General features: G+C 75.9%; 12 protein-coding genes. 7 read left to right on the top strand and 5 right to left on the bottom strand.

The window, feature by feature from the left end; translation table 11 throughout:
- The first annotated feature begins 32 nt into the window (after positions 1–32).
- From AB0D66_RS08465 to AB0D66_RS08455, 3 genes are all read left to right on the top strand, one after another.
- Entirely contained in the window at positions 33–1,289 is a 1,257-nt protein-coding gene (locus AB0D66_RS08465; RefSeq protein WP_362298600.1) for a Tm-1-like ATP-binding domain-containing protein, read from the top strand.
- Positions 1,290–1,401: 112 nt separating this feature from the next.
- Positions 1,402–3,024: a serine/threonine-protein kinase gene (locus AB0D66_RS08460; protein WP_362298597.1), complete on the top strand. Its 1,623-nt coding sequence runs from the start codon at positions 1,402–1,404 to the stop codon at positions 3,022–3,024.
- Positions 3,021–3,620: a hypothetical protein gene (locus AB0D66_RS08455; RefSeq protein ID WP_362298594.1), complete on the top strand. Its 600-nt coding sequence runs from the start codon at positions 3,021–3,023 to the stop codon at positions 3,618–3,620. Before AB0D66_RS08460 ends, AB0D66_RS08455 begins: the two co-directional genes overlap by 4 nt.
- A gap of 347 nt (positions 3,621–3,967) precedes the next feature.
- Here the strand turns inward: AB0D66_RS08455 and AB0D66_RS08450 are convergent, their stop codons facing one another.
- A complete protein-coding gene (locus AB0D66_RS08450) occupies positions 3,968–5,257 on the bottom strand; it encodes a bifunctional GNAT family N-acetyltransferase/ATP-binding protein (protein ID WP_362298591.1) in 1,290 nt (429 codons plus the stop codon).
- A gap of 160 nt (positions 5,258–5,417) precedes the next feature.
- Here AB0D66_RS08450 and AB0D66_RS08445 point away from each other — a divergent pair, with 160 nt between their 5' ends.
- On the top strand, positions 5,418–6,881 hold the full coding sequence (locus AB0D66_RS08445; protein ID WP_362298588.1) for a hypothetical protein: 1,464 nt from the start codon (positions 5,418–5,420) through the stop codon (positions 6,879–6,881).
- A 125-nt stretch (positions 6,882–7,006) separates the two neighbouring features.
- Entirely contained in the window at positions 7,007–7,789 is a 783-nt protein-coding gene (locus AB0D66_RS08440) for a trypsin-like peptidase domain-containing protein (protein ID WP_362298585.1), read from the top strand.
- 73 nt (positions 7,790–7,862) lie between these two features.
- On the opposite strand, the gene AB0D66_RS08435 is transcribed toward AB0D66_RS08440, so the two are convergent.
- The 4 genes from AB0D66_RS08435 to AB0D66_RS08420 form a co-directional block, all read right to left on the bottom strand.
- On the bottom strand, positions 7,863–8,348 hold the full coding sequence (locus AB0D66_RS08435) for an NUDIX domain-containing protein (RefSeq protein WP_362298582.1): 486 nt from the start codon (positions 8,346–8,348) through the stop codon (positions 7,863–7,865).
- A gap of 30 nt (positions 8,349–8,378) precedes the next feature.
- The gene (lnt, locus tag AB0D66_RS08430) at positions 8,379–10,022 is read right to left on the bottom strand and encodes an apolipoprotein N-acyltransferase (protein WP_362298579.1); all 1,644 of its coding nucleotides are present in this window, start codon (positions 10,020–10,022) and stop codon (positions 8,379–8,381) included.
- Between the two features lie 30 nt (positions 10,023–10,052).
- Positions 10,053–10,568, bottom strand: coding sequence for a hypothetical protein (locus AB0D66_RS08425; protein ID WP_362298576.1), 516 nt, complete (start codon positions 10,566–10,568; stop codon positions 10,053–10,055).
- A 197-nt stretch (positions 10,569–10,765) separates the two neighbouring features.
- A complete protein-coding gene (locus AB0D66_RS08420; RefSeq protein ID WP_362298573.1) occupies positions 10,766–11,848 on the bottom strand; it encodes an NAD(P)/FAD-dependent oxidoreductase in 1,083 nt (360 codons plus the stop codon).
- Positions 11,849–11,928: 80 nt separating this feature from the next.
- Here AB0D66_RS08420 and AB0D66_RS08415 point away from each other — a divergent pair, with 80 nt between their 5' ends.
- The gene (locus AB0D66_RS08415) at positions 11,929–12,567 is read left to right on the top strand and encodes a TetR family transcriptional regulator (RefSeq protein ID WP_362298570.1); all 639 of its coding nucleotides are present in this window, start codon (positions 11,929–11,931) and stop codon (positions 12,565–12,567) included.
- Positions 12,564–13,505 (top strand): ADP-ribosylglycohydrolase family protein, encoded by a 942-nt coding sequence (locus AB0D66_RS08410; protein WP_362298567.1) that lies wholly within the window; start codon positions 12,564–12,566, stop codon positions 13,503–13,505. The genes AB0D66_RS08415 and AB0D66_RS08410 overlap by 4 nt, the downstream gene beginning before the upstream one ends.
- Positions 13,506–14,468: the final 963 nt, after the last annotated feature.

Here is a 14,468-nt window from a genome sequence, read left to right as displayed (position 1 = left end):
TCAGCGGGTCCGGCTGCGTGCACATTGCACACATGACGAACGTCGTGCTGGTGGGAACCCTGGACACCAAGGGTGTGGAGTACGGCTGGCTGCGCGAAGGGCTGCTGCGCGCCGGCGTCGAAGTGGTACTGGTCGACACGGGGGTGATGGGCGAGCCCCGGGTGCCCGCGGACGTACCGCGGGAGGCGGTCGCCCGGGCCGCGGGAACGGAACTGTCGCAACTGCGTGCGGCCGCCGACCGGGGCGCGGCCGTCACCGCGATGGCCCGGGGCGCCGAGGCGACCCTGTTACGCCTGCACGCCGAAGGCCGGCTGCACGGGGTCCTCGCGATCGGCGGCAGCGGCGGCACCTCCATCGCCACCCGGGCGATGCGCGCCCTGCCGCTGGGCGTACCGAAACTGATGGTCTCGTCCATGGCGTCCGGCGATGTCTCGCCGTACGTGGGCTCCTCGGACATCACGATGATGTACAGCGTGGTGGACATCGCGGGGATCAACAGCGTCTCGTCGCCCGTCCTGGCCAATGCCGTGGAGGCGGTCGCCGGGATGGCGAAGGCCTTCGCCCGCGCCTCGCTGGACCCGCGCCGCGCCCCGCGGCTGGGCGCGGGCGACCGCCCGCTGATCGCGGCGAGCATGGCGGGTGTGACCACGACCGGGGTGGACGCGGCCCGTGAGCGGCTGACCGAACTGGGCTACGAGGTCCTCGTCTTCCACGTCAGCGGGTCCGGCGGCCGCACCCTGGAGACGCTGGCCGGCCAGGGGGTCTTCGCGGGCGTCCTCGACCTCACGCTCAGCGAGCTCGCCGACGACCTGTGCGGCGGCATCCTCACCGCCGGCCCCGACCGGCTCAGCGCCGCCGGGCGGGCCGGGATCCCGCAGGTGGTGAGCCTGGGGGCGCTGGACATGGTGAAGTTCGGCCCGATGGAGACGCTGCCCGACCGGGTCCGCCACCGGCGGGTCCGCGTGCACAACCCGTCCATCACGGTGATCCGCACGACCGAGGCCGAGTGCGCGGAACTCGGCCGCCGGGTCGCCGGCAAACTCCGTGCGGCGACCGGCCCCACGGCCGTCTGCGTCCCACTGCGCGGACTGTCCACGCTCGGCGCCCCCGGCGGGCCCTACCATGACCCCGGCGCGGACCGGGCCTTGTTCTCGGCGCTGCGCGACGGCTTGCGGGGCAGCGCCGCCCGGCTCTACGACTACGACACCCACATCAACGACCCGGCCTTCGGACGGGCCGCCGCCGACCGGCTGCACGCCATGATCGGAGCGGTGTCGGTCGCGGCCTGAGACACGCCACGCGGTGGGGAACCGGCCGTGGCTCGAACCACGTCCCATGTGACGCCCCGACCTGGGGCGCACACGGGCGGCGGAACCACGGCCGGCAGGGGGGCGGAAGACGATGAAGGACACCCGGACGGCATGGGCGGTCCCCGGATACACGGAGGTCCGGGAGCTGGGTGCGGGCGGCAGCGGGCGCGTGGTGCTCGCCGTGCACGACGGCACGGGCACGGCGGTCGCGGTGAAGTACCTGAGCGACCGGCTGCGCGAGGACCCGGCCTTCGTCGGCGAGTTCCGGGCGGAGGCCCGGCTGCTGGGCGGGCTGCGCTCGCCCTTCGTCGTGGGCCTGTACGAGTACGTGGAGTCGCCCGCCGGCGCGGCCATCGTGATGGAGCTGGTGGACGGCATCTCGCTGCGCGCCCTGCTCCGGCAGTCCGGGCAGGCGGACGCCGAGGCCGCCCTGGTGGTGCTGAAGGGCTCGCTGCTCGGGCTGGCGGCCGCGCACCGGGAGGGCGTCGTCCACCGGGACTACAAGCCGGAGAACGTCCTGGTCTCGGCGGACGGCTCCTCGAAGCTGGTGGACTTCGGGATCGCGGCCGGGCGCGGGACCACCCCGGGCGTGGCCGGCACCCCCGCCTACATGGCCCCCGAGCAGTGGCAGGGCCGGCCCGCTTCCCCCGCCGCCGACGTGTACGCGGCGACGGCGACCTTCTTCGAGTGCCTGACCGGGCGCAAGCCCTACGACGGGGAGAACTTCGCGGAGCTCGCCGTGCAGCACATCGAGGCGCCCGTGCCGGAGACCGAGGCCCCCGAGCCCGTGCGCCCGCTGATCCGGCGGGGTCTGGCCAAGCAGCCCGAGCAGCGGCCGGAGAACGCCGAGGCCTTCGTTGCGGAGCTGGAGCACGTGGCCCTCGCGGCGTACGGGCCGCAGTGGGAGGAGCGCGGGCAGCGCAAGCTGGCGGCGGTGGCGGCGCTGCTGCCACTGCTGTTCCCCTCCGCGGGCGGCGCGGCCGAGGGCACCACCGCGGTGGCCACGACCACCCTGAGCAGCGGATCGGGCTCCGGCTGGGCCCCGGGCCGGCGCGGCTGGCTGGCGGCGGGGGCGGCGCTGATCCTGGGCACCGCTCTGGTGCTCACGACGGACGCGATCGGCGCGTCGCCGGACGGGGCCTCCGCCCTCAGCGCGTTCGCCACGACGAGCGCGGCCCCTCCCGGCTCCCCTGCTCCGGGCCCGGCCGCGTCCCCTTCCGCGTCGCCGAGCCCGAGTCCCTCCGCGTCGGCGAGCCCCTCGCCGTCCGCGTCCGCGTCGGCGTCGCCCTCGCCGTCGGTGTCGGGATCGGCCTCGCCGAGCCCCACACCGTCCCCGAAGCCGACCGTCAGCTGGTCGCCCACGCCCACTCCGAGTCCCACGCCGACGCTGCGGGTCACGAGCGTCGACGTCTCGCTCAGGACGGGGGTCTACCGGGGCGACGCGACCATCTCGGTCGCGGCCACGGGCACCGGGCCGGTCACCGTCGTGGTCGAGTGGTTCCTCGGCAGCCGGCAGGGCGACTACTCGGTACCCGACGGCACGGAGACCTTCGTCGTGCAGTCCGGCTCGCTCGCCCCGGTGGTGAAGTCCCACGCGTTCACCCGCGACCGCGGCTGCTACGGCGGTGTCAGGGTGACGACCAAGCCCGCCGCGGGCAACAAGTCCGCGTCCGCCTCGCAGTACCTGCTGCGCTGCCAGGAGCCGCCCCGATGAGCGATCCCCGCGCCCCGCAGGACGACGACTACAGCGCCACCGTCCTCGGCAGCCACTGGTTCTCCGGCCCCCCGGCGGCCCCCGAGGTGACCCCCGACCGGGTCGAGGGATCGGTGCTCCGGTTCGGGCCCGGCGTCACGGCGGCCCTGCCCGCCCCGTTCCCGCTGACCGCCCCCGCCCCGCCCGCGCGGCCGCGGCGCGGCGCGGGCCTGCGGCGGTACGCCCTGGCCGCGGTCGTGCTGCTCGCGGTCCTCGCGTACCTCGGGTGGCAGCGGTTCGGTCCCGCGCTCGCCGTCCGGGACGTGGCCGTCACCACCGACCCCCGGGGCCCGGCCTGCGATGCGACCGCCGATGTGGTGGCCGTCGTACGGACCAACGGCCGGCCGGGGACCCTCTCCTACCGGTGGCTGCGCAGCGACGGCACGCGGTCCGAGCGGCTGACCGAGCGGGTGCCGCGGGGACAGGGCGAAGCGCGGCTGCACCTGCTGTGGACCTTCCGCGGCCCGGGGACCTACCCCGCGAAGGCCGAGCTCGAGCTGCTCTCGCCCGATCGGCACACCGCCGCGGTGGAGTTCACCTACCGCTGCGCCCCGTAGCGGGCGGCCGGATCCGGCTGCCCGTACCTCCCCCGCCGCCCTCCCCGCGCGTTCTCGTCCTTTCGGCCGGGGCGGCGGTGGCCGTCCGGCCGAAGCGCGCAGATCCGTCCGCTGGTTGACTCGAGGGTGTTGACGAGGGCGCTCAGGACGCCCTCCGGCACCCCTGCGTGTCACGTTCCAGCCGGCGAACACCCCAACCGGAGCGTGGCCGTCCCGCACGGATGCCAAGTCCGCGCGGGAGGCCCGCGGCCGCTTTGGGGAGTGGCCGCGGGCCGTTTCGCGTCCGGCCGCTCGGCCGTCCCGCCCCCCGCCGCAACCGGGGAGCGGAGTCCTTGTTTCCGCGGGGGCTAGAACCGGGCGTGGGCGGTGATGTCCGCCTCGAACTCGCCCGTCATCGCCGGGGTCACCGTCGGCCGGCACTGCCGGACCGCCGCGAGGTAGTCCTCGGTGGTCGCGCCGAGCTGCGCGGCCGAGGCGCCCCGGCCGCCCACCGCCTCCAGGTCACGTTCGAAGGACACCTGCGCCGCGATCCGCGCCGCGTGCTCGATGTCGGCCGGCGTGAACAGCTCGGTCGCCGCCACCAGGGCCGCCACGTCGACGTCCGCGCGGCCCGCCGTGTAGCGGGACCAGATCGCGGCGCGGGCCCCGGCGTCCGGGGTGCCGATCGGGATCAGGTAGTCGAAGCGCCCGGGCCGCAGGAACGCCGGGTCGAGGGAGCGGATGGAGTTGGTGGCGCACACCAGCAGCCGCTCGTCGCCCTCGCGGAAGCCGGGTATCAGCTTGAGCAGTTCGTTCGTCACCCCGTGGATCCCGCCGGGCTGTGCGGGCTCGGTGCGCACGGGCGCGATCTCCTCGACCTCGTCGATGAAGACGAGGACCCGTTCCAGCTCGGCGATCCGGGCGAAGGCGTCGCGCAGCGCCGCGGCCAGGTTGCCCTCGTCGGCGAGCCGGGACGGCAGCAGTTCCACGAAGGGCCAGCCGAGCCGGGAGGCGATGGCCCGGGCGAAGGTGGTCTTGCCGGTGCCGGGCGGCCCGAAGAGGGTGATGGCGCGCGGCGGCCGCACCCCGTGCGAGGCGGCGCGCTCCGGCTCGGCGAGCGGCAGCACCACGCGCCGTTCGATGAGGTCCTTCTCCCGCTCCATTCCCGCGACCTTGGCCCACAGGTCGCCCTGCAGGAAACGGCCGCCGAGGTCGTCGAGGAGACCCGCGGCCGGTCCGTGCAGCGGCTCCGTCTTCTCGAAGTAGGCGACGGCGGGCTGGCGGGTGTAGCCGGCGTTGAGCAGCCCCTCGCCGAGCAGGTCCTCCTCGGGCAGCACGTAGGCGATCCGGCCCACGCGGGCCGCGATGAGCCGCCGCTCCAGCTCGACGAGCAGGGCGCTGGCCAGGCCCCGGCCGCGCCAGCCCGCGGCGATCGCGATGCGCATGACCCAGGCCCGCTCCCCGGTGACGCAGGCGAGCGCCGCGCCGATCGGCACGCCCTGGTGGACGGCGACCACACAGGGCTGCCGGTCCGTGAGGGCGCTGATGCACTCGGCGAGCGAGAAGACGGACTCCTGGCCGAGTTCGGCCGTGGTGTCGATCAGGTGGACCACCGCTGCGAGATCGCTCTCGCGGTAGTCGTGGATGAGCCAGTTCACCGGGTACCGCCCCTCGTTCGTGCTCCTGCGGCGAGGCTAGGGGCGGGTGGGGCGCCGGCTCACGCTCCGCGGTGCACAACAGGCGGTCCGGAAACCGTCCGTGTCGTCCATAGACTGGTGGCTTCCGCCCGAACGCCAGACCGAGGAACACCAGCCCTTCATGCTTTGCCACATACCCGCGCCCCGACGCGGGCACCTCGTTTGGCTCCTCCCCTTCCTGTGGACCCTGGCGTTCGGTCTGTGGGGGCTCTCCCGCCAGGACAGCGTGTGGCGGGACGAGGCGGCGACCTGGCAGGTGGCCGGGCGGTCGGCGGGCGAGATCTGGGACATGCTCGGCAACGTCGACGCCGTGCACGGCCTGTACTACCTGCTGATGCACGGCCTCTTCGAGGTCTTCGGGGCGAGCACGACGACCCTGCGGCTGCCGTCCGTGCTGGCGGTCGCCGCCGCCGCCTCGTGCGTGGCGATCCTCGGGCGGCGGCTCGCCGGGTTCTGGGCGGGGCTCGGCGGCGGACTGGCCCTCGGGCTGCTGCCCGCCGTGCAGTTCCACCTGCAGGAGGGCCGGCCGTACGCGCTGGTCGCGGCCGGGGCCGGGCTGTCGACCCTGCTGCTGGTGTCGCTGCTGGGCCCGGAGGCCGCGCGGCCCGGGCGGCGGGTCCGGCCGCGCTGGACGGCGTACGGGATCACCGTGCTGGTCTGCGCCCTGCTGAACTGGCTGTCGCTGCTGGTCCTGCCCGCCCACGCGGTGACGCTGTGGTGGGTGCGGGCCGGGCGCGGGGCGTGGCTGCGGTGGGCGGCGTACGGCGCGGGCGCGGTGGCGGGTGCGCTGCCGCTGGTCCTGTTCAGCCGGGGGCAGTCCGACCAGGTCTCGTGGATACCGCCGCTGACCTGGCACATGCTGATCGGGCCCGGCATCCTGCTGGCGCTCGGCGGCCTCTGCGCGGGGGCGGACCGCCCCCGCCGGGGGCGGCTGTCGGCGGCGGCGGTCGGGCTGCCGCTGCTGGCGGTGCCCCAGCTGGGGCTGATCGGCATCTCGCTGGTCCAGCCGCTGTTCCTGGACCGGTACGTGCTGTTCTCCCTGCTGGGTCTGGCCCTGCTGGTCGGCGCCGCGCTGGGCGCCGCCGTGCGGGCCTGCGCACCCCGCTTCCCGAGGACCGGCCGGCTGGTCGTGCCGGGGGTGGCGGGGGTCGCCGCGCTGGCCCTGCTGCCGGTGGAGCTGGGCCAGCGGGCTCCGGCGAGCCGGGTCGACGACGTACTGTCGGTGGCCGGTGAGGTGGCGCGGCTCAAGCGGGACGGGGACGCGGTGCTGTTCGTCCCGGCCGCGCGCCGGGACACCGCGCTGGTCTCCCCCGGTGCGTTCACGGGGCTGGCCGACATCGCCCTGGCGAGCACCCCGGCCGCCTCGGGCACGCTCAAGGGCGAGGAGGCAGGTCCGGCCCGCATCCGGGAGGAGCTGCTCGGACAGCGGCGGGTGCTGCTGGTCACGGACGCGGCGGAGGTCGCGAAGGCTCCGTCGGCGGAGCGCGACAAGGCCAAGGCCGCCGTCCTGCGGGAGCGGTTCACGGTGGTGGAGGACCGGCAGGTCCGGGGCCGCCGGGTGACGGTGTACGAGCGGCTCGGTTAGGGCGCCCGGGCCGGGCGCCCGGCCTTCACACGGGGGCCACCGGCTTCACGGCGGGTCCACGATTCACAGCGGATTCATACGGAACATCGGGCTCCGGACATAGGTTCGCCGGGCAGGGTCGAAGCATGATCCACCGCTTGCTCCCCCAGCCCCGTGCCGTCGGCCGAGCGCGTGCCCGGCGGGCGTCCCGGATCCTGGCGGCGCTGGCCGCGATGGCCGCGCTGCTCAGCGTGGACGTGCCCGGCGCGGCCGCCGGGCTGCCGCTCGGCGTCACCGCGCGGGCCGCGCCGGACCCCGCGGCGGACCGGGTGGGCGCGCTGTTCGCCGGCGGGCTCGACGGCGGGCACTTCTGCACCGCCGCGGTGGTCCGCAGCGGCGGCCGCGACGTGATCGCCACCGCCGCGCACTGCCTGGAGGACCCGGACACCACCGTGTTCGCGCCGGGCTACCGGGAGGGCGAGGCCCCCTACGGCACATGGCGGATCACGGGGGTGTACGTGGCGCCGGGCTGGACGGACGGCGAGGACCCGGACGCCGACATCGCCTTCGCGACGGTGGCCCCGGCGGACGGCGGGCACTCCGAGCGGGTCGAGGACCTCGTCGGCGGCTTCCCGGTCGCCGCGGAGCAGGCGGCCGACGCCACCGTGACCGTCATCGGCTACCCGCGCGCCGAGGAGGCCCCGCTGCGCTGCGCGAACACCACCGCCCTGCTCTCGCCGACCCAGCGCCGCATCGAGTGCCCGGACCTCAGCGGCGGCACCAGCGGCAGCCCCTGGCTGGTGGACGGCGCCCTGGCCGGGGTGCTCGGCGGCTACGAGGGCGGCGGCACCGTGCCGGAGGTCTCGTACAGCGCGCTGATGGGCGACCAGGCGGTGGAGCTGTACCGCGAGGCGTCGGACGCCGGCTGACACCGCCCGCCGTACGCACCGCTCCGTGCGGGCGGCCGCGTACGGGCCGATCCGCGGGGGCGCCGCGTGCGCGCTAGTCCGTGACCGCGACCGGGGCCTCGAACCAGGCCGGCTCGTCGCGCAGCGCGCGGTGGATGCGGTCGAGCGCGAAGGGCTCCAGCGGCGGCAGGGCGTCCACCTCGAACCAGGCGACCTCCAGCGACTCGCTGTCGTTCACCCGCGCCTCGCCGCCGGTCGCCCGGCAGCGGAAGGTGATGTCCTGGAACTGGCAGACGTCGCCGTTGGGGTAGGTGACCGGCTCGAGCATCTGGACGAGGACCACGCGCTCGGGCACGCACCGCACGGCGGTCTCCTCGTACACCTCGCGCACGGCGGTCTCGGCGGGCTGCTCCCCCGGTTCGGCGATCCCTCCGACCACCGACCAGCGGCCGGTGTCCGAGCGCCGGCCGAGCAGCACCCGGCCCTCGTCGTCGACGACGATGGCCGTGACGCCGGGCAGCAGGAGCAGCCGGTGTCCGGCCGTGGCGCGGATCTCGCGGATGTATTCGGGCGTGGTCATCTTCCGACCCTAAGGCCCGGCCCCGGGCGCCTACGCCTCGGCCCGGCGGGCTCGGAGCCGGCGGGTCAGGGTCCAGCCGAAACCGGCGGCGGCGAGGAGCAGCAGCGCGTACTCGGGCAGCGGTCCGAGCCGGGTCGCGGGGGTCTCGGTGGAGCGCAGCGGGATCTCGGTGACCAGCGCGTCCGCCGTGAACATCTCCGTCTGCCGCTCGATGGTCCCGTCGGGGCGGATCACCGCGCTCACCCCGCTGGTGACCGGGACGAGGACGGTCCGGCTGTGCTCGACGGCGCGGATCCGGTCCATGGCGAGCTGCTGGTAGGTCATCTGGCTGCGGCCGAAGGTGGCGTTGTTGCTGGGTACGGCGATCACCTGGGCGCCGGCCCGGACGGTGGAGCGGACGGCGTCGTCGAAGGCGGCCTCGAAGCAGGTGACCATGCCGACGCCGCTGCCGGCCATGTCGAACACGCCGGGGTCCTTGCCGGGGCCGAAGTCGCGGCGGACCCGGTCCACGTCGGAGTTGAAGATCCGGACGAAGGAGCGCATCGGGATGCGCTCTCCGAAGGGCTGGATCTTGCGCTTGTCGTAGGTCGCGGTGGGGCCGCTCACCGGGTCCCAGAGGATCATCGTGTTGCGCAGCGGGCCGGTCTGCGGGGACACGACGGCGCCGATGGCCACGGGCACGCCGATCGCCTTGACCGCGTGGTCGATGACCTCGTAGGCGTCGGGCTGGGAGTACGGGTCGAGGTCGGAGGAGTTCTCCGGCCAGACCACGAAGTCGGGCTTGGGGGCGCGGCCCGCCTTGACGTCCTCGGCGAGCTGTTCGGTGCGCTTGGCGTGGTTGTCCAGGACCTGGCGGCGCTGGGCGTTGAAGTCGAGCCCCAGGCGCGGCACGTTGCCCTGGATCACGGCTGCCACGGCGGTGCCGTCCTCGGCGGCGTCGGAGACCAGCGGCCGGGCGGCGAGGCCGGCGCCGACGGGGGCGACGACGGTGAGCGCGGCCAGTGCGGCGGTGGCCCGGCGGGGGTGGTCGAGGGCGGTGCGCAGGGCTTCGTACAGCCCGAATCCGCAGAGGGCGACGGCGAAGGACAGCAGCGGGGTGCCGCCGACCGCGGCGAGCGGGGTGAAGACGCCGTCGGCCTGGCCGAAGGCGAGCTTGCCCCAGGGGAACCCGCCGAAGGGCACGCGGGCGCGCAGTGCCTCGCCGGCGACCCAGACGGCGGCGGCGAACAGCGGCCAGGCCGGAAGCCTGCTGACGAGGGCGATCCCCAGTCCGGTGAGGCCGATGAAGACGGCTTCGACGGCGGCCAGCGCCAGCCAGGGCACGGGGCCGACCTCCTCGCCGGTCCACACGAGGAGCGGCAGCAGGTAGCCGAGGCCGGCGAGGAGCCCGAGTCCGAAGCCCGCCCGGGCACGGCGGCCGCGCAGGCAGCCGGCGAGCAGGGCGAGGGCGAGGGGGGCCAGCCACCACAGGGGGCGGGGCGGGAAGCTGAGGTAGAGCAGCACTCCGGCGAGCGCGGCGAGCAGCGGGCGCACCAGCCGGCCGCCCTTCCGCTGCGCGGTTCCGGCGGGGCCGGCAGGGGGGAGGGCCGCGGGCTCCGAGGCGGCTGCCGGCCGGACTGCGGCGGAGGGGTCCGCGGGCTCGTTCCCGGCCGCGCGGGTGACACTGCTGCTCATCTGGCGGAGTGTACGTCGTGTGCGTCCGCGTCAGCGGGCAAGGGCCCGCAGGTGGGCGCGGATGACCCGGACGGCGTTCTCCGCGTCGTCGACGGTGACCGTGAAGAGCTTGCCGTCGTCGAGCCGCAGTTCCACGCCCTCACCGCGGCGGACGATGACCGCGGTGCCCTTCTCGGGGCGCCAGCGGTAGCCCCAGCCGCCCCAGTGCGTCGGGGTGATCCGGGGGACGAACTCGGCGGAGGCCACCTCCGCGAGGCGGATGGTGCGGCGCGGCAGCCCGATGTGGCCGCAGCGGACCACGAGGGCTTCCGAGTCGACGGTGACGGCCACGTGCACGAAGGCGAGGGTGCCGTAGAGGATGAGCAGCCCGGCGGCGAGGCAGCCGACCACGGACATGAGCAGCGGGACGATCCCGTTGGTCCAGGCGTTGTCGACGGCCAGCTGGATGCCGAGCGCCAGACAGGCGGCACCGGCCGCTGCGAGCAGCCACTGGGCGCGGTTGGAGGCCCGGCCCGTCCAGAGCGGACCCGGGGGGTGACCGGTCATGACTAGCAGCGTACTCACGTTCCGCATGTGCGCCACCGCCTCTCGCCCGGTCGGTCGGTGCATGGCGCGCCTGCCCGCGGTTGACCTCAACCAAACTTGAGGTCCGACGCTCCCGCGCACGACCGCACGGCGGGTCCGGGGACGGGCCGACGCGATGGCCGGCCGGGTCTCGGCAGCGCCGGGGGACGCCTCCCGGGTCAGGCCGGGCCGGGGAGGAGGCCCACCAGCGCGTCGCGCAGGGCCGGGCGGCGGGCGGTCATGAAGCGGTGCAGGGTCCGGGAGCCGAAGGCGACCCGCTGGGCGCTGCGGCGCCGCTCGGCGTCGTAGGCGAGCAGGGCGGCGGGGAGCCCGCCCGGCCCGTGCGCGGCGCCCTCCGCCGGCCCGTGCGCGGTGCCCTCCGCGACGGCGCGGGTCAGCGCTTCGGCGTCGAGCAGGGCGGTGCAGGCCCCCTGGCCGAGGTTGGGGGTCATGGCGTGGGCGGCGTCCCCGACGAGGGCCACCCGGCCGGCCGCGACGAAGGCGGGCAGCGCCGGGTACAGGTGGCGCATCTCGTAGCGGATCCAGGTCGCGGGGTCGGTCTCCGCCAGGACCCGCGGGATCGGGTCGTGCCAGTCGGCGAAGGCGTCCCGCAGCGCCTCGGCGGTGGTGGCCTCCGGGACGGTGGCGTACCAGTTGGTGCGGCCGGGCTCGACGGGGGTCATCCCGAAGAAGCGGCCCTCGCCCCAGGTCTCTCCGTACACGCCGGTCTCGAACCCGGCGATGCCGATCCAGGCGGTGGAGCCGACAGCGCGGGGGCTGCTGGTGCGGCCGAAGTACGCGGTGCGGACGGCGCTGTTGATGCCGTCGGCGCCGACGACGAGGTCGGCCTCCAGGTCCGCCGGGTCGGTGAGGCGGTGCCCGTAGGCGATCTCCGCACCGCCGGTCCGGTCGAGCGCGGCGAGCAGGGCGTCGATCAGGCGCGGCCGGGAGATGAGCAGTTCGGGCCGGCCCGCCTTGCGCTCGATCCGCTCGAGCGGGAGCGCGGCCAGCACCGTGCCGTCGGGGCGCCGGATCCTGGCCTCGCGGTAGGGGACGGCGTGCGCCCTCAATGCCTCGCCGAGGCCGAGCCGCTCGAGCGCGGTCTGTGCGGTGGGGTGGATGCCGAAGGCGGTTCCGTAGCGTTCGGGCGCCGTCCGGCCCTCCAGCACGGTCACCTCCCAGCCCGCGCGCCGCAGCCCGATGGCCGTGGCCAGTCCGCCGACGCCGGCGCCCACCACGACGGCCCTGCTCCCGCTCTTCATGACCGGCCCCCTTCACCGCCACGACCACCACGGCCGTGGTACTACATCTGTGGTACCACGGATGTGGTTATGCTGGCAACGTGAATGCGGGTGAAGTGGGCGCGGGGCACGTGAACGCGAGCAGGGCGAACCAGGAACGGCGGGACCGGCTGCGGGACGCGGCCGTCCGCGTACTGGCGGGCGCGGGCGGGCGCGGACTGACGCACCGGGCGGTCGACGCGGAGGCCGGCGTGCCGACGGGCACGGCCAAGAACTACTTCCCGACCCGTGACGCGCTGCTGCGGGCGGTGGCCGAGCGGAGCCTGGAGCAGTACCGGGCGGTGGCCGCCGCCCTGGCGGGGGCCGGCCCCGGACCGTCCGACGCCCGGGAGCTCGCGGCCCTGCTCGCGGGACTGCTGCGGGACGTGGCCGGACCGGGCCGGGCCCGGACGCTGGCCTACCTGGAGCTCCAGACCGAGGCGACCCGGCGGCCGTGGCTGGCCGGGCTGCTGGACCCGATCGCCGCCTCGGACTTCGCGGCGTACACGCACCTGCTGAGCGGCGCCGGAGTGCCGGCCGGTCCGGAGCAGGTCCGCGCGCTCACCCTCGCCCTGCACGGGGCCCTCCCCCACCTGCTGGCCGGCGCGACCGCCACCCTGGCGGCGGCCGGGCTGGACGACCTGGACTCCTTCACCCGCGACCTCCTGGCCGCCATCGACCCCGGGGAGACGACCCGATGACCACGCCGACCATGCCGACCACCCGGACCGACCGGGCCGTGGGCGCCGTACTGGGCTCGGCGGCCGGCGACGCACTGGGAGCGCCGTACGAGTTCGGCCCGCCGGGGCAGTTCACCGAGCGCGGCGAGGAGATGCTCGGGGGCGGCGGCTGGGACCCGGGCGAGGCCACGGACGACACGCAGATGGCGATCCTGGTCGGCGAGTCCCTGCTGGAGCACGGCGGGCTCGAACTGCCGGACATCTTCGGCCGGTTCCAGCGGTGGGCCGCCGGGCGACCCAAGGACATCGGGCTCCAGACCGAGGACGTCCTGACCAACGGCGAGCCCTGGGACCGCGCCGCCGCACTGCACTTCCAGATCAACGCCCGGGCGGCGGGCAACGGTTCCCTGATGCGCGCGGCCACCTCGGCCGTGTACTTCGCGGGCGCCGGGCGCGAGGGAACCATGGACGCCGCGCGGCGGATCGCGGCACTGACCCACGGCGACCGGGCCGCCTGGGAGGGCACGGCCGTCCTGCACGAGCTGGTCCGGGTGGCCCTGGAGGGCGCCGATCCGCTGGCCGCGCTCCCCGCGACGCTCGACGCGGTGCACCCCGGCCACCGCGAGCGCTACGCCGTGGTGCTGGATCCGGCCTGGCACCCGGGCCTGGCCACCGAGTTCAACGGGGCAGTGTGGCCCTGCCTGGGCTCGGCGGTGTGGGCCCTGCGCACGACCTCCGGCTTCGCGGAGGCGGTACGGGCGGCCGTGGACCTGGGCGGCGACACCGACACGGTGGCCGCGGTGACCGGCGCCCTGGCCGGGGCCCGCTACGGGGAACGGGCCGTCCCCGACCACTGGACGAAGCCGCTCCACGTCCCGCTCCCCGGCTTCGGCGACCGGGTCCTCCGCGCGGACGCCCTCCGCGCCCTGGCCCGCCGCCTGGCGTCGGCCGCCGCGTAGCCCGAACCGAACACCGGCCCCGGCCCCTCCGGCGGAGCCGCCCGGCCAGCGCAACGGCGTCGACCAGGGCCGGGCGGCCACCCGCGCCGGCCAAAACCCCGCGAACCGGCCGGCCACGGCAAAGCGCCGACCGAGGCCGAGGCAGATCCGCCACCCCCCGGGGCACGGTTCAGCGGCCAAGGCCGGGGGAACTGCGGAGCCCCGCCAGGCGGAGCCGTGCCGGGTAGCCCGGAACGGGCGACCGCGACGCGACAACGGCGGGGCCAGACCGGGACGCGCGTCGCAGCCACACCCCATCCCCCGGCCGCAACGCTCCAGCCCCAGCAGCAGCGTCGGCGAAGCCGTGGCGCGCAGCGGGAACCGGCGCCGCCCGGCAGACCGACCCGCCCAGCCCGGCTGCGGCGTGGGCGAAGCCGGGGGGCGGAGCTGGGACCGGCGCCGCCCGGCACGCCGGTCCGCCCAGGCCGGCTGCGGCGTCGGCCATCGCCGGAACTCCTGTCCGGCGAAGCCGTAGCGATCAGCCCGCACATCGGGGGCGGCGCCAGCCGGCAGACCGGTCCGCCGAGGCCTGCTGCGGCGTCGGGGAAGCCGGGGCGCAGCGGGGACCGGCGCCGACCGGCAGACCGATCCGCCCAGCCCGGCTGCGGCGTCGGCGAAGCCGGGGGGCGGGACCGGCGCCAGCCGGCAGACTGGTCCGCAGAGGCAGGCTGCGGCGTGGGGGAAGCCGGGGGCGCGCAGCCGGTGGACAAAACCGGGGCCCCGCGTCGGTCGGCACTCCGGTCCGCCCAGGCCGACTGCGGCGTCGGCCATCGCCGGAGCCCCTGTCCGGCGGAGCCATACCGATCAGCCCGGATCGGGGGCGGCCCCCGGCTTCCCCAACGCCGCAGCCAGCGGCGAAGCCGGTCGGAACAGCCGGGGACCCGCGTCTGTCGGCAGACCGACCCGCCCAGCCCGGCTGCGGCG

It is taken from the genome of Streptomyces sp. NPDC048270, from assembly GCF_040652335.1.
GTDB lineage: Bacteria > Actinomycetota > Actinomycetes > Streptomycetales > Streptomycetaceae > Streptomyces.
The sequence above is the reverse complement of the archived record's forward strand: the minus strand, read 5'-3'. Positions and strand labels throughout refer to the sequence as shown.

What these genes read in the sequence shown, in the direction of transcription:
- AB0D66_RS08465 (WP_362298600.1), top strand. Translation starts at nt 33, where the DNA reads ATGACGAACGTCGTGCTGGTGGGAACCCTGGACACCAAGGGTGTGGAG.
- AB0D66_RS08460 (WP_362298597.1), top strand. Translation starts at nt 1,402, where the DNA reads ATGAAGGACACCCGGACGGCATGGGCGGTCCCCGGATACACGGAGGTC.
- AB0D66_RS08455 (WP_362298594.1), top strand. Translation starts at nt 3,021, where the DNA reads ATGAGCGATCCCCGCGCCCCGCAGGACGACGACTACAGCGCCACCGTC.
- AB0D66_RS08445 (WP_362298588.1), top strand. Translation starts at nt 5,418, where the DNA reads ATGCTTTGCCACATACCCGCGCCCCGACGCGGGCACCTCGTTTGGCTC.
- AB0D66_RS08440 (WP_362298585.1), top strand. Translation starts at nt 7,007, where the DNA reads ATGATCCACCGCTTGCTCCCCCAGCCCCGTGCCGTCGGCCGAGCGCGT.
- AB0D66_RS08435 (WP_362298582.1), bottom strand. Translation starts at nt 8,348, where the DNA reads ATGACCACGCCCGAATACATCCGCGAGATCCGCGCCACGGCCGGACAC.
- lnt (WP_362298579.1), bottom strand. Translation starts at nt 10,022, where the DNA reads ATGAGCAGCAGTGTCACCCGCGCGGCCGGGAACGAGCCCGCGGACCCC.
- AB0D66_RS08425 (WP_362298576.1), bottom strand. Translation starts at nt 10,568, where the DNA reads ATGACCGGTCACCCCCCGGGTCCGCTCTGGACGGGCCGGGCCTCCAAC.
- AB0D66_RS08420 (WP_362298573.1), bottom strand. Translation starts at nt 11,848, where the DNA reads ATGAAGAGCGGGAGCAGGGCCGTCGTGGTGGGCGCCGGCGTCGGCGGA.
- AB0D66_RS08410 (WP_362298567.1), top strand. Translation starts at nt 12,564, where the DNA reads ATGACCACGCCGACCATGCCGACCACCCGGACCGACCGGGCCGTGGGC.